Origin of the sequence: Streptomyces sp. NBC_00258, from assembly GCF_036182465.1 — a bacterium.
Classification (GTDB): Bacteria; Actinomycetota; Actinomycetes; order Streptomycetales; family Streptomycetaceae; genus Streptomyces.
Genome location: NZ_CP108081.1, coordinates 7,481,050 through 7,501,817, shown reverse-complemented (window position 1 = coordinate 7,501,817; position 20,768 = coordinate 7,481,050). Strand labels below are relative to the sequence as shown.

17 protein-coding genes are annotated in these 20,768 nt (G+C 70.9%); 1 reads left to right on the top strand and 16 read right to left on the bottom strand.

The window, feature by feature from the left end; all coding sequences use genetic code 11:
• Positions 1-247 precede the first annotated feature (247 nt).
• The 10 genes from OG718_RS33390 to OG718_RS33345 all read right to left on the bottom strand — a co-directional run bounded on the left by OG718_RS33390 (position 248) and on the right by OG718_RS33345 (position 11,550).
• Positions 248-370 carry a hypothetical protein gene (locus tag OG718_RS33390; protein ID WP_328845911.1) on the bottom strand — a complete coding sequence of 41 codons (123 nt, stop codon included), beginning with the start codon at positions 368-370 and terminating at the stop codon, positions 248-250.
• Positions 367-2,676, bottom strand: coding sequence for a xanthine dehydrogenase family protein molybdopterin-binding subunit (locus OG718_RS33385; RefSeq protein ID WP_328845910.1), 2,310 nt, complete (start codon positions 2,674-2,676; stop codon positions 367-369). The genes OG718_RS33390 and OG718_RS33385 overlap by 4 nt, the downstream gene beginning before the upstream one ends.
• On the bottom strand, positions 2,673-4,229 hold the full coding sequence (locus OG718_RS33380) for a 2Fe-2S iron-sulfur cluster-binding protein (RefSeq protein ID WP_143632665.1): 1,557 nt from the start codon (positions 4,227-4,229) through the stop codon (positions 2,673-2,675). The genes OG718_RS33385 and OG718_RS33380 overlap by 4 nt, the downstream gene beginning before the upstream one ends.
• Complete coding sequence (locus tag OG718_RS33375; RefSeq protein WP_143632667.1) at positions 4,226-5,119, bottom strand: FAD binding domain-containing protein; 894 nt, start codon at positions 5,117-5,119, stop codon at positions 4,226-4,228. The genes OG718_RS33380 and OG718_RS33375 overlap by 4 nt, the downstream gene beginning before the upstream one ends.
• 277 nt (positions 5,120-5,396) lie before the next feature.
• Complete coding sequence (locus OG718_RS33370; RefSeq protein WP_328845909.1) at positions 5,397-7,052, bottom strand: beta-N-acetylhexosaminidase; 1,656 nt, start codon at positions 7,050-7,052, stop codon at positions 5,397-5,399.
• Positions 7,053-7,055: 3 nt separating this feature from the next.
• Positions 7,056-7,922 carry a carbohydrate ABC transporter permease gene (locus OG718_RS33365; protein ID WP_143632671.1) on the bottom strand — a complete coding sequence of 289 codons (867 nt, stop codon included), beginning with the start codon at positions 7,920-7,922 and terminating at the stop codon, positions 7,056-7,058.
• 14 nt (positions 7,923-7,936) lie between these two features.
• Complete coding sequence (locus OG718_RS33360; protein ID WP_260694857.1) at positions 7,937-9,034, bottom strand: carbohydrate ABC transporter permease; 1,098 nt, start codon at positions 9,032-9,034, stop codon at positions 7,937-7,939.
• 5 nt (positions 9,035-9,039) lie between these two features.
• Positions 9,040-10,326, bottom strand: a complete 1,287-nt coding sequence (locus tag OG718_RS33355; protein ID WP_143633003.1) for an extracellular solute-binding protein — start codon at positions 10,324-10,326, stop codon at positions 9,040-9,042.
• A gap of 322 nt (positions 10,327-10,648) precedes the next feature.
• Entirely contained in the window at positions 10,649-10,948 is a 300-nt protein-coding gene (locus tag OG718_RS33350) for a DUF3039 domain-containing protein (RefSeq protein WP_143632673.1), read from the bottom strand.
• A 29-nt stretch (positions 10,949-10,977) separates the two neighbouring features.
• Complete coding sequence (locus tag OG718_RS33345; RefSeq protein ID WP_143632675.1) at positions 10,978-11,550, bottom strand: YqgE/AlgH family protein; 573 nt, start codon at positions 11,548-11,550, stop codon at positions 10,978-10,980.
• 251 nt (positions 11,551-11,801) lie between these two features.
• On the opposite strand from OG718_RS33345, the gene murA reads away from it, so the two are divergent.
• Complete coding sequence (murA, locus tag OG718_RS33340) at positions 11,802-13,148, top strand: UDP-N-acetylglucosamine 1-carboxyvinyltransferase (RefSeq protein ID WP_143632677.1); 1,347 nt, start codon at positions 11,802-11,804, stop codon at positions 13,146-13,148.
• Between the two features lie 153 nt (positions 13,149-13,301).
• On the opposite strand, the gene OG718_RS33335 is transcribed toward murA, so the two are convergent.
• The 6 genes from OG718_RS33335 to OG718_RS33310 all read right to left on the bottom strand — a co-directional run bounded on the left by OG718_RS33335 (position 13,302) and on the right by OG718_RS33310 (position 20,546).
• Positions 13,302-13,583 (bottom strand): HU family DNA-binding protein, encoded by a 282-nt coding sequence (locus tag OG718_RS33335; protein ID WP_007382399.1) that lies wholly within the window; start codon positions 13,581-13,583, stop codon positions 13,302-13,304.
• Between the two features lie 499 nt (positions 13,584-14,082).
• Positions 14,083-15,498, bottom strand: a complete 1,416-nt coding sequence (locus tag OG718_RS33330; RefSeq protein ID WP_143632679.1) for an NAD-dependent malic enzyme — start codon at positions 15,496-15,498, stop codon at positions 14,083-14,085.
• 394 nt (positions 15,499-15,892) lie between these two features.
• Positions 15,893-18,337: a HelD family protein gene (locus OG718_RS33325; RefSeq protein ID WP_143632681.1), complete on the bottom strand. Its 2,445-nt coding sequence runs from the start codon at positions 18,335-18,337 to the stop codon at positions 15,893-15,895.
• An 82-nt stretch (positions 18,338-18,419) separates the two neighbouring features.
• Positions 18,420-19,190 (bottom strand): zf-HC2 domain-containing protein, encoded by a 771-nt coding sequence (locus OG718_RS33320; protein WP_143632683.1) that lies wholly within the window; start codon positions 19,188-19,190, stop codon positions 18,420-18,422.
• A gap of 38 nt (positions 19,191-19,228) precedes the next feature.
• Positions 19,229-19,750, bottom strand: a complete 522-nt coding sequence (locus OG718_RS33315; protein ID WP_010039908.1) for a sigma-70 family RNA polymerase sigma factor — start codon at positions 19,748-19,750, stop codon at positions 19,229-19,231.
• A 196-nt stretch (positions 19,751-19,946) separates the two neighbouring features.
• Positions 19,947-20,546, bottom strand: coding sequence for a CGNR zinc finger domain-containing protein (locus OG718_RS33310; protein ID WP_143632685.1), 600 nt, complete (start codon positions 20,544-20,546; stop codon positions 19,947-19,949).
• Between the last annotated feature and the right edge of the window lie 222 nt (positions 20,547-20,768).

Here is a 20,768-nt window from a genome sequence, read left to right as displayed (position 1 = left end):
TTCCCCCGCGCATGGTTGTTCACAGTCCCCCGGCAGGACCGGACCGGGCGGCACGCTCGGGAGAACCACGGAAACCCATGAATGGAGCCCGTGGGCAGAGCCACGGAAAACCCATGAAACACCCGTGGAAGATGCCCCGCCGCCCAGCGGTCCTCCCCACTGCCCAGAACATTACGCGGCACCACTGACAACGCCCCGGCACCGCCGTGACCAGCGGATTCCCGGCAGCGCTCGGCCGGATCCGGCCTCAGCCGAAGTACACGCCGCCCGCGACGACCACCACCGCCGCCAGCACGAACAGCAGCACCCACAGCATCAGCTTCCCGACGCCGGGGCCCGGTTCGTAGCGCGGCGGATCGGGAGGGGTCACTGCGTCGCCGTCACCACGGCGGCCTGTGGCCTTATCGGCAGCCGGTTCACCGGGCGCCCCGTGGCCGCCCGTACCGCGGAGGCGACCGCGGCCGGGGACGTGACCACCGGCACCGCGCTGACGGCCTTCGCGCCGAACGGCGCGACCACGTCACGCTCCTCGACGAGCTTGACGATGCGGATGTCGGGGGTGTCGAGGGCGGTCGGCAGCGAGTACCCCGTGAGGTCGGGGTGGCGCACCAGCCCGCGCGCGGTGCGCAGGTTCTCGGTGAGGGCGACGCCGATGCCCTGGGTGACACCGGCCTCGATCCGGGAGGCGAGCTGCGCAGGGTTCAGCACTCGCCCGACGTCCTGGGCGAGCGCCATCTCCACGACCCGCACCGAGCCCAGCTCGATGTCGACGTCGACGACCGCGCGGACCGCGCAGAAGGCGAGCCCCACGAAGGCGTCGCCCTGGCCGGTGCCGTCGAGCGGTTCGGTGGGGTGCGGGCGGCACTGCGCGGTGGCCCACAGCTCCTTGCCGTCCATGGCCTCTGTGACGGTGGTCGACAGCACACCGTCGTACGAGGTGATCTTGCCGTCGGTGATCTGGAGGAGCTCGGTGGACATCCCGAACTTGTGGGCCAGGGGCTGCAGCAGCTGCGTACGGACCATCTTGGCGGCCCGTTCGACCGCGCCGCCGGACACCCAGGTGTGACGGCCGCGGCAGCTGGGCCCCGCGGGGGGCTGATCGGTGTCCACGGAGGCGACGTGCACCTCTTCGATGCCGAGCGTCTCCTGGACGATCTGCCGGGCCAGCGTGGTGAAGCCCTGGCCGGTCTCCACGGCCGCGCAGAGCACGGTGGCGATGCCGTCGTGGACCTTCACGGTGGCGGTCGAGACCTCGTCCGCGCCCTCGGCGCCGAGCATGTGGACCATGCCCAGGGCGTAGCCGACGCCACGCCGTACGGCACCGGGTTCGCCGGCGCCCTCGGGTCCGCCGGGCAGCAGCCACTCCTCCTCGGGCGTGTCCTTCGGGAGGGCGGGCAGCGGGAAGTCCTGCACGGCCTGCAGCAGTTCGGCGACCGGGGCGGGGCATGTCACGGTCTGGCCGGTGGGGAGCACGTCCCCCGTGGCCATCGCGTTCTGCAAGCGCAGTTCGGCCGGGTCGACGCCCAGTTTCTTCGCGAGCTTGTCCATCTGGGCCTCGTAGGCGGCGCACACCTGCATGGCGCCCTCGCCGCGTACGTGCCCGGAGGGCGGGTTGTTGGTGCGGACGGCCCAGCCCTCGATGAAGGCGTTCGGAACGACGTAGGGGCCGCAGGCGAAGGAGACGGCGGCGGCGAGGGCCTCGGACGACGTGTCGGCGTACGCGCCCGCGTCGAGCAGGATCTGCGCCTCGACCTTGACCAGCTTGCCCTCGGCGTCGGCGTGGTGCCGGTAGCGCAGGAGCGTCGGGTGCCGGTGGGCGTGCCCCAGGAAGGACTCTTCGCGCGTCGCGGTGAGTTTGACCGGACATCCGGTCTTCATGGCAAGCAGTCCGAGGGCGAGCTGGAAGCTCTGGTCCTCGCGGTCGGCGGTGGCGCCGGGCACTCCGGTGACCACGACCTTCACGCGCTCGGGTTCCAGGCCGTAGCAGGCGGCGGCCGTGTCGCGGTCGGCGTGCGGGTCGGTGGACGCCACGTAGAGCTCGACCCCGCCGTCGGGGCGGGGCACGGCGAGGCCGGCCTCCGCGCCGATCGGGGCCGGGTCCTGGCGGCCGATGCGGTACAGGCCCTCGACGACGATCTCGCCGGCCGCGTCCGGGTCGCCGTGGCGCAGCGGGATGTGGCGGATCAGGTTGCCGTCGGGGTGCAGGGGTTCGGCCTCGAACGCCTGCTCCGGGTCGGTCACCGGGTCGAGTGCCTCGTACTCGACGATGATGGCGGCCGCGGCCATGCGGGCGGTGTCGGGGTGGTCGGCGGCGACGGCCGCGATGGGCTCCCCGTGGTGGCGTACGACCTCGGAGGCGAACACCGGGCGGTCGGCTCTGCCGCGGCCGTGCAGCGCGCTGCCGGGCACGTCCTCGTGAGTGATGACGGCCCGTACACCGGGCATCTCGCGCGCGTGGGTGGTGTCGATGGACAGGATGCGCGCGTGCGGGTGCGGCGATCTGAGGACGGCCGCCCACAGGAGGCCCTCGGCCCACAGGTCGGCCGCGTACGGGAAGGTGCCCTCGGTCTTGGCGCGGGCCTCCGCGGTCGGCAGGGACACGCCGAGGCCGTGGGGCAGCGGCTCCGGGGCAGTGCCGGGCTCCGCGGTGGTCGCGGTGGCGGTGTCGTTGCTCACGCCTGGCCTCCGTCCTGGCCGTACGGCTGCTCGTGCGGCTGTGGGGACTCGAACGCGGACGGGTTGACGCCGCCGGCGCCGGGGCCCGCCTGGTGCGGGATTCGGGCGTCTGCGGAGTCCGCGGCGCTGTCCGCGGCCGCGTGGGCCTCTCGCTCGGTGACGACCTCGCGTACGGCGTTCAGGACGCCGCGGTAGCCGGAGCAGCGGCACAGGTTGCCGCACAGGGCCTGGCGCGTCTCCAGCTCGGTCGGCGCCGGGTTGCCCTCCAGGAGGTCGTGCACGGTCATCGCCATGCCCGGGACGCAGAATCCGCACTGCACGGCGCCGCACTTGGCGAGCGCCCGCTGGACGTCGGAGGGCTGCCCGTCGGCGGCGAGGCCCTCGACGGTGCGCACCTCGCTCCCGGCGGCGGTCACGGCGGGCACCAGGCAGGACGCCACGAGCCGGCCGTCCACCTGCACGTTGCAGGCCCCGCACTCGCCCTGCGAGCAGCCGTCCTTGGCGCCGGCGAGGCCGAGCCGCTCACGCAGTACGTAGAGCAGCGATTCGCCGATCCAGGCGTCCGTCACGGGCCGTTCGACGCCGTTCACCCGCAGGACGTACGAGGCCAGGGGGTGGTCGTTGTGCGCGGGCGTACCCGGAGTGTCGTCGGCCTCGGGCCCCTCGGCGGCGTCGGCAGGAGACTCGGCGGGCTCCTCCGGAGAGTGCGCCCCGGGCTCGGAGGCCGGTTCGTCGGCCCGTTCCGGGGGGCCGTGACCGGCCGGTGCCTCACCCGGCTCCTCGCGCATAGTGCCTTCGCGCATCGATTCTTCGCGGTCCACGGAGACGGCGATCTCATCGGCGTGCTCTCCGGAGACGTCGATGATCTCGGCGGCCTCGATCTCCGCGGCGGTGGGCCCGGCGGTGCCGTGCTCGGCGTGGGCCACGGCCTCCTCGGCGGGCGACTGCTGTTCGGGACCCGGCTGCTGGGCCCAGGGCTCGTTGGCCCAGGGCGCCGCCGCTCCGCCCGGCAGGGTGGCCGGAGGGGTCCCGCCCCACTGCTCGACCAGGGCCGACGTCGTGAACTCGCCGGACTCGTCGGGCAGATCACCGTCGGCGACGGGAATGGACCACTGTCCGGTCACGTCCTGGCCGGGCGCGCCCGGGTCTCCCTGACCGCCCTGGCCGCCCTGTGCGGGCTCGTCGAAGGTCCACTGGCCTGTGGCCCCCGGGTTGTACGCGAAGGCGTCCTGGGCGCCCTGCCGGTGCTCCTCGGGCAGGGCGTTGGGGTCGGGCCACTGCACGGACTGCGGCTGCCCGCCCTCGGGCTGCGGGGCCCAGGAGCCGGGCGCGGCCGGGTCGGTCCCGTCGTCCGCGGCGGGCGTGGGCGTTATCGGCGGCGGTACGTAGCCGTGGCCGGGCGCGGCGAGCGGCGAGTCCGCCAGGAGGGCGTCGATGCCCCCTTCGGGGAGCTTCACGAAGGCGGTGGCGCCGTCGTCGTAGTCGCCCTGGGGCAGCGGATCCCAGCGGCTGCCCGACCGGGGCCCGCTCTCTCCGTGCTGGTCGTCGGTCACGAAAGTGCCCTCCCCAGTGCTCGTCGGGCCAGCGCGGCGACGGTGCGCCGCAGGTGCAGTACGGCGGGTGGCAGTTGCTGGGCGGAGCCGTCCTCGGCGGGCGCGGGGTCCGGGATGCAGGCCGCGGCGACGTACTCCCCGAAGGCGTTCAGCGCCTCGGGCACGATCGCGCGGTTGTTGTCCCAGTCGATCAGCGAGGCGACCCACTGCTCGGCGTCCAGGGGGCGCAGCGGCATCGGCGCTATGGCGCCCACGGCGCACCGCACTCCGCGCCGGGCGGGGTCGAGGACGAGCGCGACGGACGCGATCGCGCGCCCGGGCCCGGTCCGTCCGGTGGCCTTCAGGAAGACCTGCGGGGCGTGCAGGAGCGGCACGCGCACGTACCCGATGAGTTCGCCGCCGCGGAGCATCTCCATGCCCGCGAGCAGGTGGGAGACGGGGATCTCACGGCGGGCGCCGCCCGGGCCCGCGATGATGAGCGTCGCCTCCAGTGCGGCGAGCACGGGAAGCGCGTCGCCCGTGGGGGACGCCGAGGCGATGTTGCCGCCGAGGGTGCCCGCGTTGCGGATCTGCGGCGGTCCCGCGGCCCTCGCGGCGGCCGCGAGGGCGGGGATGAGGGCGGCGAAGTCGGGGCGTCCCATGCGGGCGTGCGTGAGGCCCGCGCCGAGGAGCGCGTGGCCGTCCTGGTACTGCCAGCCGCGGATCTCGCTGATCCGGCCGAGGCCGACGAGCGCGGCGGGCCGCAGCTGCCCGGAGTTGACGGAGGCCATGAGGTCGGTGCCGCCGGCCACGGGAACGGCCGCGGGCATGGCTGCGAGAGCCGCCACGGCCTCGTCCAGCGAGGCGGGCAGCGTCACGGCCTGCGCCGCCTGCGGTGCGTGCGTGGTCAAACCGGCTGCCCCTTCCCGCTGCCCCACCTGGTCCCACCTGTGTTGCCGTACGGTACGTGCTGACAGGGCGGACGTGGCAACTCTGGCACATCTTCCCCGCCCCTCGGCGCGGGGGTCCGCTAGGAGGCATTCCTACCGCCACCAGCGGATGGTCCGTTTTCGCACCACATCGCCCGTCAGCGCGAATTGGCATCCTTCGATGGCCCTTGGGGGCCTTTCTCCTTGAGGGTCACCGTCCCAGGGCAACCGCTTCGGACGACACCCCTTGGGAGGCACCTCACACGTTCGGGGGCGCTCCCTCGATCGGGCGTCCGAGCACTCCTGGACGCTGCTGCCACGGCAACGGCCCGGTGGGCGGCCGGTAGGAGACTCCGAGGGCGTCAAGTCGCCCGTAGTGGGCGGTCATCCGCCGCTCGAAGTCGGCGAAGTCGCGCTCCGCGGGGTCCGGCAGGGCGCTCCAGGCGACCTCGGCGAAGGCCGCGAGCCGGGGGAACGCCTGGTAGTCCACGCGTGTGCGGTCCTCCATCACCTCGGTCCACAGGTTGGCCTGGGTGCCCAGGACGTGCCGCGCCTGATCGGAGGTCAACTCCGGTGGAACGGGCTCGAAGCGGTAGACGTCCTCAAGGGTGCGTACGAAGCCGATCGGCACCGGCTCGTCGGGGCCGGCGTGCTGACGGTGGTCCAAGTAGACCTGCTGCTCGGGGCACATGACGACGTCGTGGCCCGCCCGCGCCGCCGTGATGCCGCCGCGGTAGCCGCGCCACGAGGACACGGCGGCGCCCGGGGCGAGGCCGCCCTCCAGGATCTCGTCCCAGCCGATCAGCCTGCGCCCGCGCGCGGTCAGCCAGTTGTCGAAGTGCCGGATGAACCACGACTGGAGTTCGTCCACGTCCGCGAGCCCGAGGTCCACGATCCGCGCCTTCGCGGTCGGTGACGCCTCCCACTGGTCCTTGGCGCACTCGTCGCCGCCGACGTGGATGAACTCCGAGAAGCCGACCGCGTCCGCGGGGAACAGGTCGAGGACTTCCTCGAAGACGCCCTCGTAGAAGCGAAGGACGTTGTCAGTGGGGGCGAGTACGTTTTTGGAGACGCCCCAGGTGTCCCAGACGGAGAGGGAGGTCGTGTCGATGACGTCGGTGTTGCCGAGTTCCGGATATGCGGCGATGGCGGCCTGCGAGTGCCCCGGGATGTCGATTTCGGGGACGACGGCGATATGCCGCTCGGTGGCGTACGCGACGATCTCGCGGATGTCGTCCTGGGTGTAGAAGCCCCCGTGCGGCTTGTCCTCCCAGAGGGGCGAGGCGCGATGGCCGAATTTGGTGCGCGCCCGCCACGATCCGGTCTCCGTGAGCTTCGGGTACCGCTTGATCTCGATACGCCAGCCCTGGTCGTCGGTGAGGTGGAAGTGGAAGACGTTCAGCTTGTGTGCCGCCATCAGGTCGAGATAGCGCAGGACACCGTCCTTGGGCATGAAGTGCCGTGAGACGTCGAGCATGAGGCCGCGCCAGGCGAATCGCGGGGCGTCCTGGATCTCGGTTTCCGGCAAGGCCCAGCCGGTGCGCCTCAGAGGGGCGCGCCGGAAGGCGTCGGGGCCCAGCAGCTGCCGTAGCGTCTGGGCGCCCCAGAACACCCCGGCCGGGCCGCCCCCGGTGACGAGGGCCCGCCGGTCACGGACCGTGATCCGGTAGCCCTCGGGCGGCAGTTGCGGGTCGAGGCGCAGTTCGACGGAGTTCTCCGCCGCGTGCCCGGACGGCCCGGGTTCGCCTTCACGCAGGGGAAGCCCCGTGGCGGCAACGAGCACCGCGCGCAGCCAGCGTGCCGTGCCGTCGGTCCCCGGCCCCGCCACGAGGGTCGTCTCCTCGTCGAGGGGGAAAACGCCCTCGCCCCAGGCAGACGTGGAACGCGGCCCGGGAATCAGTTCCGTGGTGGTCATGTCTCAGTCCTTCACCGCGCCGCCCAGTCCGGAGACCAGCCGCCGCTGTACGAGTACGAAGAAGATCAGTACCGGAATGGTCATCACCGTGGACGCGGCCATCACACCGCCCCAGTCGGGGTCGTCGGGCTTGTAGAAGACAAGGAGGGCCATCGGCAGCGTGGACTGCGAAGTGTCGCTGATGATGAAGGACTTGGCGAAGAGGAAGTCGTTCCACGCGGAGATGAACGAGAACACGCTGGTGGCGACGAGCCCGGGAAAGACCAGCGGGAAAAGGATCTGCCACAGGAACCGCGTCCTGCTCGCCCCGTCGATGTACGCGGCCTCCTCCAGCGCCTCCGGGACGGCCTTCACAAAGCCGCGCAGCATCCAGATCGCGAAGGGCAGCGAGAAGGCGATGTGCGGCAGGATCAGCGCGCCCAGCGTGTTGAGCTGCCCGAAGTCCCGCATCTGGAAGAAGAGGGGGATCGTCAGGGCCTCGACGGGCACCATCTGCGCGATCAGGAACATGATCAGCAGAGTGGTGCGGAACCGGAAGCGGAATCGTGTCACGGCGGTCGCCGCGAGAAACGCGATGAGCGCCGAGACGGCCACCACCGTGACCGCCACGACGAGGCTGTTGAGGAAGTACCGGCCGAATTCCTGCTGCCCGAAGACCCGTCGGAAGGAATCGAGCGTCGGGTCCAGCGTCCAGGGCCGCGGCTCGGTCGACTCGATCTCCCCGGCGGGCTTGAAGGCGCTGAGCGCCATCCAGTAGAGGGGGAATGCGACGACCGCCGCGATCAGCAGTGCGGACGCCTCGGCGGCCAGCCGCCACGGCCGCTGTACGGAACGGCGTGCGAAATCACGTACAAAGCCTTGGGTTTTCACGGGACTTGCGGAACTCACAGCTCCTCCCCCTGCCTTCTGATCAGCCTCAGATATACGAGCGTGACGGCGAGCAGAATCAGCAGCATCACCACTCCGATCGCCGAGCCGAGGCTGTACTGGGAGGACGCGAAGGCCTTCTGATAGGCGTACACGTTCAGCACGAGGTTCTGGCCGGCGATACCGCCGCCGCCCGTCATGACGTAGATCTGCGTGAAGACCTTGAAGTCCCAGATGACCGACTGGATGGTGACGACCACGAGGATCGGCCGGAGCATCGGGGCGAGCACCGAGCGCCAGATCCGCCACTGGGAGGCGCCGTCCAGGGACGCGGCCTCCAGGACCTCGGCCGGTACGGCGCGAATGCCGGCGTACACCGTGACCATCACGAACGGGAAGGAGCACCAGACCACTTCGAGCAGGACGAGGGCGAAGGCGCTGTACCGGCCGTACGTCCACGAGTGGTCGCCGAGCCCGAGGATCCGGTTGACCGGACCGAAGTCGGGGTCGAAGAGGAGCAGCCACACCGTCGACCCGGTCACCGCGGGTGTCGCCCAGGCGCCGAGCGCGGCCAGCATCAGCGCGAGCCGCGGCACGGCACGGACACGTGTCAGGAGGACGGCGAGCGCGCAGCCCACCGCGAGCGTCGACACCACGCACGCGCCGGCGAACAGCACGGTGGCCAGCAGGACCTGCCAGAACTGCGGGTCCCCGAAGAGCGTCGCGTAGTTCCCGAACCCCTGGAAGGTGGCGGGCTCCCCGCCGCTGACCTGTGCCTGCGTGTACTCCAGGAACGAGATCAGCCCGAGCTGGTAGACGGGGTAGACGAGCAGCCCGCCGATGACGACGAGCGCGGGGGCGAGGTAGAGCCAGGGCGTCCATCCGCCCCGCGCGAGCGGGGACTTGCGGCCCCCGCCGCCACGGCGGCCCGGGCGGGCCGCCGTGCGGACGGGTGCGGGCGACGCACCCTTGGCCGGACCGGACCCCGCGCCCCGCCGGGGCGCGGGCGGGGCTGCCGCCCCAGGCCCCGCCCCGTCCGGCCCGCCCTCGCGCGAGGGCTGCTGCGCGGACGGGCCCGGCGGCGGCGCGGCCCCCGGCAGCGGACGGTTCGTCATCCGGCTCACCCCGCGGAGCTGAACGCGGCGTTCATCTTCTTCGCCGCGTCCTTCGAGGCCGCGTCCACGCTCTTACGCCCGCTGACGACCTCCTGGAACATCGTCGGCAGGACGAGGGACGCGTCGATCTCGGACCAGGCGGGCGAGGCCGGGACGAACTTGGCGCCCGCGCCGAGGGTCTTCACGAAGGGCGCGACGAACGGCTCGCGCTTCGCGACGTCCTGGCGTACGTCCGTGAACGTCGGCAGGAAGCCCATCGCGTCGAAGAGTTCGTCCTGCGACTTCTTCGAGGCGAGCTGCTCCATCAGGTCGACGGCGAGCGTGCGGTGCGAAGTGCTCTTCAGTACGCCGAGGTTGTTGCCGCCCGCGAACGCGGGAGCGATCTCACCGGACTTCACACCGGGCAGCGGCACGACCGCGTACTTGCCCTTGACCTTCCCGGCCTCGATCGCCGCGTGACTGAAGTCGCCGCCGATCGCCATCCCCGCCTTGCCGGAGGCGAAGGCCGTCACCGTGTCGTTACCGCCCATGCCCGCGCACTTGGCGGCCGGACAGTTGTCGTCGCCGAACAGCGAGGTGTACGCCTTGATGCCCTTCTGGGCGGCCGCGCCGTCGATGGTCGAGGCGTACGAGCCGCCCTTGCCCTCGGCGATCTCGCCGCCGTTGGACCAGATGAACGGCATCGCGCCGTACGTGTAGGCGCCGCCGACCGCGAGCCCGTACAGGTCCGGCTTCGCCTGCCGGATCGCCTTGGCGGTGCTGATCAACTCGGCCTGGGTCTTGGGTACTTCGAGGCCGAGCTCCTCGAACACGTCCGTGCGGTAGTAGAGGGCGCGGACGCCGACGAAGTACGGGGCGCCGTAGATCTTGCCGTCGACCGTGACGGACTGCTTGGCGGTCGGGTCGGTGTCCTTGGACTCGCTCCAGTCCGTGAACTCCTTGGTGACGTCGGCGAGTCCGCCGTCCTTGACGTAGCCGGCCGTGTCGGTGTTCCCGTACTCGATGAGGTCGGGCGCGCTCTTGGGGTCGTTGAAGGCGGCCTTGATCTTCTCGGCGCGGGTCTCGACGGGGATGTACTGGACGTCGACCTTCGTGCCCTTGTGGGCCTTCTCGAAGGCGGCGACGACACCGTCGACCACCTTCTCCTTCGGTGCGGTGTCGACCTCCTGGAAGAGCCACACCCGCAGGGTGCCGCTCTTCTCGTCCTTGCCCCCGGAGTTGTCGGAGGACTCGGGGGCGCAGGCGGTGGCCGTGAGCCCGGCGACGACAAGCGCGGCTATCGGGGCGGCCATTCGGGCAGAGAGATTCGGGAGCTTCACGGGGCGTCCTCCGGGGGAGCGCGTTGCAGCACGTGCAATGGTGGTTTTGCGCTGCACAACACGTCGGAGGCTATGGACTACATGAACACGGCCACAAGAGGTCTCAACCACTCTGTGACCACTCGAAGCACTCCGTGCAACGAGTGGGTCGTACACGGGCAGTGAAAAGGCCCCGGAAGCGCCCAAAGAACGCATCAGGGGCCCAACGCCTCACAGACGGGTACCGCTCGGCACGGCACCACCGCGCCCGGCACCCCGCACCGGGCGGGAGCTCACCGGACGTGCGCGGGAGGCGTTACTTCTTGTCGCCGCCGCCCTTGCCCTCGTCGCCGCCGGCGCCCATGGACTCGTAGATCTCCTTGCACATGGGGCACACGGGGTACTTCTTCGGGTCACGGCCGGGGACCCACACCTTGCCGCAGAGCGCCACGACGGGCGTGCCGTCCAGCGCGCTCGCCATGATCTTGTCCTTCTGGACGTAGTGGGCGAAGCGCTCGTGGTCCCCGTCGCCGTGCGACGTCTGCGGCGTCGGCTCTACGAGGGTCCCCGTCCCAGTGCCTCGCTGGGGCTGGGTCTCAGGCTCAAGAGTGCTCATAGACGCAAGAGTACTGAAGCCTGGAGGCATCAGTTGAGCGAAGGGTCGTCCGGGTACGTGGCCACCATCGCCAGCTCGTTGCGCTGGCGGCGCAGCACCTCGCGCCACAGCCGTTCCGGGGAGGGCGAGGAGACGTCTCCGGGCTCCGACTCGACGACGTACCAGGCGCCCTCGACGAGCTCGTCCTCCAGTTGTCCGGGGCCCCAGCCCGCGTATCCCGCGAAGATCCGGAGCGAGCCGAGGGCCGAGGCGAGCAGTTCGGGCGGGGCCTCCAGGTCCACGAGGCCGATCGCCCCGTGCACCCGCCGCCAGCCGAGCGGAGCGCGCTCCCCCGACGCGCCCCCGGGGATCACCGCCACGCCGAGCGCGGAGTCGAGCGAGACCGGGCCGCCCTGGAAGACCACGCCGGGCTCGCCCGCGAGGTCCGCCCAGCCCGAGAGGATGTCGCTCACATCCACCGGTGTGGGGCGGTTGAGGACGACACCGAGGGAGCCCTCCTCGTCGTGGTCGAGGAGCAGCACCACCGCTCGGTCGAAGTTCGGGTCCGCCAGGGCGGGCGTGGCCACGAGCAGCCGCCCTGTGAGCGAGGACACCTCGGTCATGCGAGACATGATCCCGCATCTTCCCCGTGCGGGGGGAGGCAATACCCGTACCCGGGTGAATGCAGCTCAGGGCGTACAGATGCAGGTGGAGCGCACGCCCCCGCCGGTGACCCCGTGTGCCCGTTTAGGAGCGGTTCGTGTTGTGGCAAAGCTATGACGTCCCTGGGGCGCCCTTGGGCTTACTGAAGGGGGGTAGGCGGCCATTACGCTTGCTTCTTCGCCCCTGCCCAACCAACCGGAACGCGAGATACATGACCGTCAACGGCTCAGACGACGTACTCCTTGTCCACGGCGGAACCCCGCTGGAGGGCGAGATCCGTGTCCGCGGTGCGAAGAACCTCGTACCGAAGGCCATGGTCGCCGCGCTGCTCGGTAGTGCTCCGAGCCGACTGCGCAACGTCCCCGACATCCGTGACGTGCGGGTCGTACGCGGACTGCTGCAGCTGCACGGTGTGACGGTCCGTCCGGGCGAGGAGCCGGGCGAGCTCGTCATGGACCCGTCGCACGTGGAGAGCGCGAACGTCGCGGACATCGACGCGCACGCGGGATCGTCGCGTATCCCGATCCTCCTCTGCGGTCCGCTCCTGCACCGCCTCGGGCACGCGTTCATCCCGGGTCTGGGCGGCTGCGACATCGGCGGCCGGCCGATCGACTTCCACTTCGAGGTGCTGCGGCAGTTCGGCGCGACGATCGAGAAGCGCGCGGACGGCCAGTACCTGGAGGCTCCGCAGCGGCTGCGCGGCACGAAGATCGAGCTGCCGTACCCGTCAGTCGGCGCGACCGAGCAGGTGCTCCTGACGGCCGTCCTCGCGGAGGGCGTCACGGAGCTCGCGAACGCGGCGGTCGAGCCGGAGATCGAGGACCTGATCTGCGTTCTGCAGAAAATGGGCGCGATCATCGCGATGGACACCGACCGCACCATCCGCGTCACCGGCGTCGACAAGCTCGGCGGCTACACCCACGCGGCCCTGCCGGACCGCCTGGAGGCCGCCTCGTGGGCTTCCGCGGCCCTGGCGACCGAAGGCAACATCTACGTCCGCGGCGCCCAGCAGCGCTCGATGATGACGTTCCTGAACACCTACCGGAAGGTGGGCGGTGCCTTCGAGATCGACGACGAGGGCATCCGCTTCTGGCACCCCGGCGGCCAGCTGAAGTCCATCGCGCTGGAGACGGACGTCCACCCGGGCTTCCAGACGGACTGGCAGCAGCCGCTCGTCGTCGCCCTCACACAGGCGACCGGCCTCTCCATCGTCCACGAGACGGTGTACGAGTCCCGCCTCGGCTTCACCTCCGCGCTCAACCAGATGGGCGCACACATCCAGCTCTACCGCGAGTGCCTCGGCGGCTCCCACTGCCGCTTCGGCCAGCGCAACTTCCTCCATTCGGCGGTCGTGTCGGGCCCCACGAAGCTCCAGGGCGCCGATCTGGTCATCCCCGACCTCCGCGGCGGCTTCTCGTACCTCATCGCGGCGCTGGCGGCCCAGGGCACGTCCCGCGTCCACGGCATCGACCTGATCAACCGCGGCTACGAGAACTTCATGGAGAAGCTCGTGGAACTGGGCGCGAAGGTGGAGCTGCCCGGTAAGGCGCTGGGCTAGATCCAGCCCGGCCGGCGTTCGAGGCCGTCGGCAAGCGCAACAGCGATGGGGCGGCACCCGGATTCCGGGTGCCGCCCCATCGCACTTCCTACTACCTACTGCCTACCTGCTACTACCTGCCGAACACCGTCCCGCGAGGTGTAGACGGCAAGGTCACTTGCCCTTGGCGGCTTCCTTGAGCTTGCTGCCGGCGGAGACCTTGACGCTGTAGCCGGCGGGGATCTGGATCGGGTCGCCGGTCTGCGGGTTCCGCGCGGTGCGAGCGGCACGGTGGGTGCGCTCGAAGGTCAGGAAGCCGGGGATGGTGACCTTCTCGTCGCCCTTGGCGACGATCTCACCGACGGTCTCGGCAAAGGCGGCCAGAACGGCGTCGGCGTCCTTGCGGGTCACCTCGGCACGGTCGGCCAGCGCGGCCACCAGCTCACTGCGGTTCATGTTGTTACTCCCGTGTTCTTCTTGCCGTTGAGGCGTGCCACGCGGCGGAGCCGCATATTGGGCACGTCGAAGCCGATGCTGCCAGGTTCCTCGGCGGTCCCCGGACCCGGGTCCGTGGCCGGACCCTCGCGCCCGAAGACGCATCCTGCCCCCACCTGCGGCGGGAAAGCCAATCCGGCACCCCTGGGAGTCACACGAAAAGCGCCACGGCCTCGAATTGGTGACGCTCCGTCGGTTCCCGGCAGCGGACCGCAGGGCCTGAAAGGCCTGGTGGGCCCTCAGGGACTTAGCCATGGCCGCCACCCTAGAGGCGGCCCGAGGCCCCACGTCCGGCGACGCGCCGGTACGGGGGCCGGGTGGCAACCGTCACAGTCGCCATCGGACGGGGAATTTCCCCGCCCCCGCCTCCCCTACCCATTCCCGTCCGTTTCAGGGGCTCCGCCCCCGAACCCCCGCTGCTCAGTCGCCGGAGGGGCCGAAATTCCGGCGGGACGGCCGCTCAGGCCGTCGCGCCCGCGGCCTTCGCCGCGGTACGGACCGCGCCCGCGACCGCGCCCGCGACCTTGTCGTTGAAGACGCTGGGGATGATGTAGTTCGGGTTGAGCTCGTCCTCGGTCACCACGTCCGCCAGAGCCGTTGCGGCCGCAAGCATCATCTCCGTGTTGACCGTGCGGGACTGCGCGTCCAGCAGACCACGGAAGACACCCGGGAAGACCAGCACGTTGTTGATCTGGTTCGGGAAGTCTGAGCGGCCGGTGGCCACGACGGCCGCGGTCTGACGGGCGATCGCCGGGTCGACCTCGGGGTCGGGGTTCGCGAGCGCGAACACGATGGCACCCTCGGCCATGGCGGCCACGTCGGTGCCGTCCAGCACGTTCGGGGCCGAGACGCCGATGAAGACGTCCGAGCCGCGCACGGCCTCCTTGAGCGTCCCCGTGACACCTTCGGGGTTGGTGTTGTCGGCGATCCACCGCAGCGGCGAGTCGGCGGCGGCCTTCACCAGGTCCTCACGGCCCGCGTGCACGACACCGTGGATGTCGGCCACGACGGCGTGCTTGACGCCGGCGGCCAGCAGCAGCTTCAGGATGGCCGTACCGGCCGCGCCCGCACCGGACATGACCACACGGATGTCGCCGATCGCCTTGCCGGCCACGCGCAGCGCGTTCGTGAGGGCCGCGAGCACGACGATCGCCGTGCCGTGCTGGTCGTCGTGGAAGACGGGGATGTCGAGGGCCTCACGGAGGCGGGCCTCGATCTCGAAGCAGCGCGGGGCCGAGATGTCCTCGAGGTTGATCCCGGCGAAGCCCGGGGCGATCGCCTTGACGATCGCGACGATCTCGTCGGTGTCCTGGGTGTCCAGGCACAGCGGCCAGGCGTCGATGTCGGCGAAGCGCTTGAAGAGGGCCGCCTTGCCCTCCATGACCGGCATGGCGGCCATCGGGCCGATGTTGCCCAGGCCCAGGACCGCCGAGCCGTCCGTCACGACCGCGACGGTGTTGCGCTTGATGGTCAGACGGCGGGCGTCCTCGGGGTTCTCGGCGATCGCCATGCAGACACGGGCCACGCCCGGGGTGTAGATCATCGAGAGGTCGTCACGGTTGCGGATCGGGTGCTTGGACTGCATCTCGATCTTGCCGCCGAGGTGCATCAGGAACGTACGGTCGGACACCTTGCCGAGCGTCACGTCCTCGATGCCGCGCAGCTGCTCGACGATCTCGTCGGCATGGGCGGTCGACGTCGCCGCGATGGTGACGTCGATCCGGAGCTTCTCGTGGCCGGAGGCCGTCACGTCGAGGCCGGTCACCGAGCCTCCGTGGGACTCCACGGCGGTGGTGATCTGGGAGACCGCGGTTCCGCTCGCGGGCACCTCCAACCGGACCGTAATCGAGTAGGAGACGCTGGGCGCCGTTGCCATGGCCGACTTCCTCTGCTTTCACCGGGTACTGCGAGCGCTACTGGTTCGCGGGTTTGCCGTCCGATCGTCGCACCTACCGCGGAGTACGTGGTAGCCGCCCTGGATTGCGAACGTTTTGTTCTCAAACAAAGAGAGGCCCCTGTCACTGGGTGACAGGGGCCTCTCTTCCCGCTCACGTCACGTCGAGCGGAACACGTTCAATGACACCGACCCGCCATGCTCGCCTCGCGGCAAGTGGTCGCTCGTAGCGACGAAGGTTGGGCCCGGGGGCTTGGATCGGGCCGGTGCCACACCAACCGTAACAAACGATCCCCGTAAGGCAATTCCCGTACCGGAGGTTCACAGAGAATGATCTGCGGGCCCGGTCCGGTCCCGCTCGCGGGCCGGGTCCCGGTCAGTCCCGCAGCAGGTCCGGCACCCCGTTCGCGTCCGGTTCGTCGCGGTCGGCCGAGACGACGGTGAGCTGCTGGGTGGCCCGGGTCAGTGCCACGTACAGCACGCGCAGCCCGGCCGGCGACTCGTCGGCGATCTCCGCCGGGGAGACCACCACCGTGGCGTCGTACTCCAGGCCCTTCGCCTCCAGGCTGCCGAGCGCCACCACGCGGTCGCCGAGCCCGGCGAGCCAGCGCGCGGCCTCGGCGCGGCGGTTCATGGCGACGACGACACCGACCGTGCCGTCGACCTGGTCGAGCAGCCGCGCGGCCTCCTCCCGCACGGTCTTCGCCTGCGAATCCCGTACGACTGCGTACCGCGGCCGTACGCCCGTGGAGCGCACCGCGGACGGGGAGGTGGAGCCGGGCATGGCCAGGGCCAGGACCTTGGCGGCGAGCTCGGCGATCTCGGCCGGGTTGCGGTAGTTCACGGTGAGCGTGAAGCGGCGGCGCGGGCGCGTGCCGAGAGCCTCGTCGCGCGCCTCGGCGGCCTCGTCGGGGTCCGACCAGGACGACTGGGCGGGGTCGCCGACGACGGTCCACGTGGCGTGCCGGCCGCGGCGGCCGATCATGCGCCACTGCATGGGCGTGAGGTCCTGCGCCTCGTCGACGATGACGTGCGCGTACTCGGTGCGCTCCTGGGCCAGCCGCTCGGCCCGCTCGCGCTGTGTCTCCTCGCGTACGGGCATGAGCTCCTCCAGGCCCGTCAGCTGGTCGAGCGGGTCGAGGTCGCGCTTCCTGCGAGGGCGGGCCGGGGTGCCGAGGATCGCCTGGAGTTCGTCGAGCATGGCCACGTCGTGCACGGAGAGCCCGTCCCGCTTGAGGGAACGGGCGACCCGCCGGACCTCACCGGGGTTGAGGATCCGCCGCGCCCAGCGACCGAGCCGTTTCTCGTCGGCCATCGCCTCCAGAACGGCACTCGGTGCCAGCTCGGGCCACCAGGCGTCGACGAACGCGATGAAGCTGTCCTCGGAGCTGACGTCCTCGTCGAACGAGGAGCGCAGCTCGGCAGCCAGCTCGGGGTCCGTGTGCCGGGTCCCGGCGCCGGACCGCGACCAGAGGGCGTCGAGCAGCAGCTTGCGGGCGCGCGGGCGCAGCAGGTTCACGGGGGCCGTCCCGGAGAGCGCGTTCTGGCGGATCCGGTCCAGCTCGGGCGCCTCCAGTTCCAGCCGGCGCCCGAAGGCGACGACGCGGAGGCGGGTGGTGGATGTGGCGGAGGGAGCCTGGGATTCGTCGTCGGAGTCGGCGAAGCCGCCGAAGCCGTCGTCCGGGTCTCCGAACGCGAGCTGGCCGTTCTGGCCGTTGCGGCTCGCCTGCCCGTTCCGCCTGCCGCGCGCGGGCGCCTGGCCGGGTCCGCCCGGCCCCTCAAGTGCCCCCCGCGCCGCCTTCCGCAGCACCTTGAGCATTCTGTACGAGCCCTTGGCCCGGGCCACCGCCGGCGAGTCGTACAGCGTGGCCTCGGCGCCGTCGACCAGGGAGCCGACCGCGCGGATGGCGACCTGGCCCTCCTCGCCCAGGGACGGCAGGACGCCCTCCGTGTACGCGACCAGCAGGGGCGTGGGCGAGACGATCAGGATGCCGCCCGCGTACCGCCTGCGGTCCTGGTAGAGCAGGTAGGCGGCCCGGTGCAGGGCGACCGCCGTCTTGCCGGTGCCCGGCCCGCCCTCCACGTACGTGACGGAGGCGGCGGGTGCCCGGATGACCAGGTCCTGCTCGGCCTGGATGGAGGCGACGATGTCCCGCATGGTGTGGCTGCGGGCCTGGCCGAGCGCGGCCATCAGGGCGCCGTCGCCGATCACCGGCAGTTCGCGGCCGGAGAGGGAAGCTTTCAGCTCCGGGCGCATCAGGTCGTCCTCGACCCCGAGGACCCTGCGGCCCTTGGAGCGGATGACCCGGCGGCGTACGACCCGGCCGGGGTCGACCGGTGTGGAGCGGTAGAACGGCGCGGCCGCCGGGGCCCGCCAGTCGATGACCAGCGGCGTGTAGTCCGAGTCCAGGACGCCGATACGGCCGATGTGGAGGGTCTCCGCGATCTCGGCGGTGCTGTCGGGCCGTACGGCGCCCTCGGCGGGTTCGACCGCCGTGTACGCGCCGTCCGGGCCCTTCTTGCCGTCCTTGCCGAGGAGGAGGTCGATCCTTCCGAAGAGGAAGTCCTCGAACTCGTTGTTGAGGCGGTTGAGATGGATCCCCGCCCGGAACACCTGCGCGTCACGCTCCGCGAGTGCCCCGGGTGTACCGACCTGGCCACGCTGGGCGGCGTCGTTCATCAGGAACTCCGCCTCGTGGATCTTTTCCTCAAGGCGCTGGTACACCCGGTCAAGGTGTTCCTGTTCGACGCCGATCTCGCGGTCGCGCACGGAGTCGCCCACCGGATCGAACGCCGTTTCCTGCTGAACCTGAGCGGCCACCGGGCCCCCTTCTGACGTGCATGGCAGCCGTCAACCGTACGCGAAGGGGAGCCCGTCAGGCTACGTTTCCGCTCTTGATCGCCTACACGTCGACCTCGACCAGCTTCTTGCCGGAGAAGGTCATGACCTCGAAGTGGTCGATGTCCTCGGGGTTCATGGCGACGCCACCGTGTACGTAGAGCGGGTTCTTGGCCTGCTCGGTCGTGGCGTTCTTGATCCCGTAGCCCCACTTCGGGACCGCCCAGGTGGTCGCCGTCTCCCGCTCGCCGTTCTTGCCGACGGCGATGAGGGAGCACTTCTCCGGCCCCTTGACGTTCTTCAGCTCCAGGACCGAATGGGTGCCCCAGGCCTTGCCCTCCATGCCCACCACGGCGCTGACCTCGGTGCTCGGGTCCGTGGCCTTGACCTTGTCGGTCATGTGCGTGAACGCGTCCTTGGCCGGACTGGCGGACTGCAGGGGCTTGGCCTCCTGAGCCGTGTCGCCGCCGGTGGCCGCGATCGCGACGATGGGGCCGCCGATGATCAGCGAGGCCGCGAGGCCGAAGAAGGCACGGCGGCTTCTCTTGGCGCGGACACGACGCTCCACGACTTCGCCGACCAGCCGGTCCGCGAGCTGTGGGCTCGGGCGGGCGGAGAGCGTCTCGCCGATGGCCGGCGTGCCCTGGGCCGCAGGCAGATCCGCCAGGGCGGCGAGCATCGGCTCCATGCCGGCGAGTTCGTCGAGCTGCTGGCCGCACCACTCGCAGGTCGCGAGGTGCGCCTCGAAGGCGGTGGCTTCGGCGTCGTCGAGGATGCCGAGCGCGTACGCCCCAACCGTCTCGTGCACATCGCCCTGCCCTTGCGAACTTTGCATGGGTCCAGGACTACCCGTTCCGTATCCCCCGTATGTGCTCATGCCGTCACCCCCCGCTCCTCCAGTGCGAGCTTCATCGAACGCAGGGCATAGAACACCCGTGAGCGCACCGTGCCGCTGGGTATCCCCAGGGTTTCGGCGGCCTCGTTTACGGTACGCCCCTTGAAGTACGTCTCGACCAGTACCTCCCGGTGGGCGGGGGTCAGGTCGTCGAGCGCGTCAGAGAGTGTCATCAGCCACAACGCCTTGTCGATCTCGTCCTCCGCGGGAATGACCTCCAGCGGCGACGGGTCCACCTCCTGCGGCCGGGCCTGCCGGCTGCGGTGCCCGTCGATGACGATGCGCCGAGCGACCGTCACCAGCCAGGGGCGTACCGAACCGGTAGCTCGGTTGAGCTGCCCGGCGTTCTTCCAGGCACGGATGAGCGTCTCCTGCACGACGTCCTCCGCACGCTGCCGGTCCCCGGCGACCAGCCGCAGCACATAGGCGAGCAGAGGCCCGGCGTGTTCGCGGTAGAGCGCACGCATCAGCTCCTCGTCCGGCTCCGAGGGCTGGGACATACGATGTCGGGCCCTCGGCAATCGTTCATCGGCCACGGCGGAATCCTTGCGCACGCCTACCTCCGGTGTCCGGGGGATCCCCCAGTCGGTCGCTCATCCCGGGATACGGGCGCAGGCGCGGCTGTGTTCAAAGTGACGGGCATTCTTTGTGAGGAGAGTGTGGGGAAGTTGGGGGGCTCTCCTTCACGGGTGAACTCTAAGCCCGCGCGAGGGCTGCTCTGCGCCGGTGCCTGGCAACGCGTTCGCGGTTTCCGCACACCTCACTGGAGCACCACCTGCGACGACGCCCTCTGGACGTATCCAGGTACACGATGGGGCAGTTGTCTCCCTCACACTGCCGAATGCTCGCGCGGGCGGCCGGATCCGTCAGCAGCTCCACTGTGTCACGAGCGATGGCCGCGAGCAGCGCGGCAGGGGCCGGCGGGCCGTCCAGGGCTCGCACGAGCGAGCCACCGGCGTCCCACACCGCGTGCGCCACGGGCGGTGCGGTGCGGGCGAGTTCGTTCACGCGGGCCAGCGCGATGACGAACGGCCGGGAGTCCCGGGAGGGCTCCGCGCGTACCAACTGGCCTATATGACTGCGTAGTTCGCGAAACCCGACGAGCCAGGAGGAATCGACGGGCGCGAGCGGCGTGCCCGCCGGGACGAGTCCGGATCCGGCGATCCAGGCCCGCAAGGGCTCCGCCGCGTCGAGCCGTTCCTCGGGGTGTGTGGTCGCCAGGAGATCGAGACAGATCCGTCCGGAGTCGAACCGCAGCTCGTACGAGGCCGTGGCTGTGGCCGTGCCCAGTGCCATGTGCCTGTCACCGCCTTGGGGTTGCCGCCATGCGGGGCCGGTGAGTGGTCGTGAGTGGGGGTACGGGAGGGGGCCGTGCATGGCCCGTACTCCCTACAGTGCCCTCCCCCGCGCGCGGCGGGAAGCCCCGCGCCGGGCCGTACCCTCCCCGCGCCGTCCGGCCCTCCCCCGGCTGGACGTCCGCTTATGCGGGCGCGCGTCCGAAGCATGTCGCCGGCCGGG

What these genes read in the sequence shown, in the direction of transcription:
- OG718_RS33370 (WP_328845909.1), bottom strand. Translation starts at nt 7,052, where the DNA reads ATGACCACCACGGAACTGATTCCCGGGCCGCGTTCCACGTCTGCCTGG.
- OG718_RS33360 (WP_260694857.1), bottom strand. Translation starts at nt 9,034, where the DNA reads ATGACGAACCGTCCGCTGCCGGGGGCCGCGCCGCCGCCGGGCCCGTCC.
- OG718_RS33355 (WP_143633003.1), bottom strand. Translation starts at nt 10,326, where the DNA reads ATGGCCGCCCCGATAGCCGCGCTTGTCGTCGCCGGGCTCACGGCCACC.
- OG718_RS33350 (WP_143632673.1), bottom strand. Translation starts at nt 10,948, where the DNA reads ATGAGCACTCTTGAGCCTGAGACCCAGCCCCAGCGAGGCACTGGGACG.
- OG718_RS33345 (WP_143632675.1), bottom strand. Translation starts at nt 11,550, where the DNA reads ATGACCGAGGTGTCCTCGCTCACAGGGCGGCTGCTCGTGGCCACGCCC.
- murA (WP_143632677.1), top strand. Translation starts at nt 11,802, where the DNA reads ATGACCGTCAACGGCTCAGACGACGTACTCCTTGTCCACGGCGGAACC.
- OG718_RS33335 (WP_007382399.1), bottom strand. Translation starts at nt 13,583, where the DNA reads ATGAACCGCAGTGAGCTGGTGGCCGCGCTGGCCGACCGTGCCGAGGTG.
- OG718_RS33330 (WP_143632679.1), bottom strand. Translation starts at nt 15,498, where the DNA reads ATGGCAACGGCGCCCAGCGTCTCCTACTCGATTACGGTCCGGTTGGAG.
- OG718_RS33320 (WP_143632683.1), bottom strand. Translation starts at nt 19,190, where the DNA reads ATGCAAAGTTCGCAAGGGCAGGGCGATGTGCACGAGACGGTTGGGGCG.
- OG718_RS33315 (WP_010039908.1), bottom strand. Translation starts at nt 19,750, where the DNA reads ATGTCCCAGCCCTCGGAGCCGGACGAGGAGCTGATGCGTGCGCTCTAC.
- OG718_RS33310 (WP_143632685.1), bottom strand. Translation starts at nt 20,546, where the DNA reads ATGGCACTGGGCACGGCCACAGCCACGGCCTCGTACGAGCTGCGGTTC.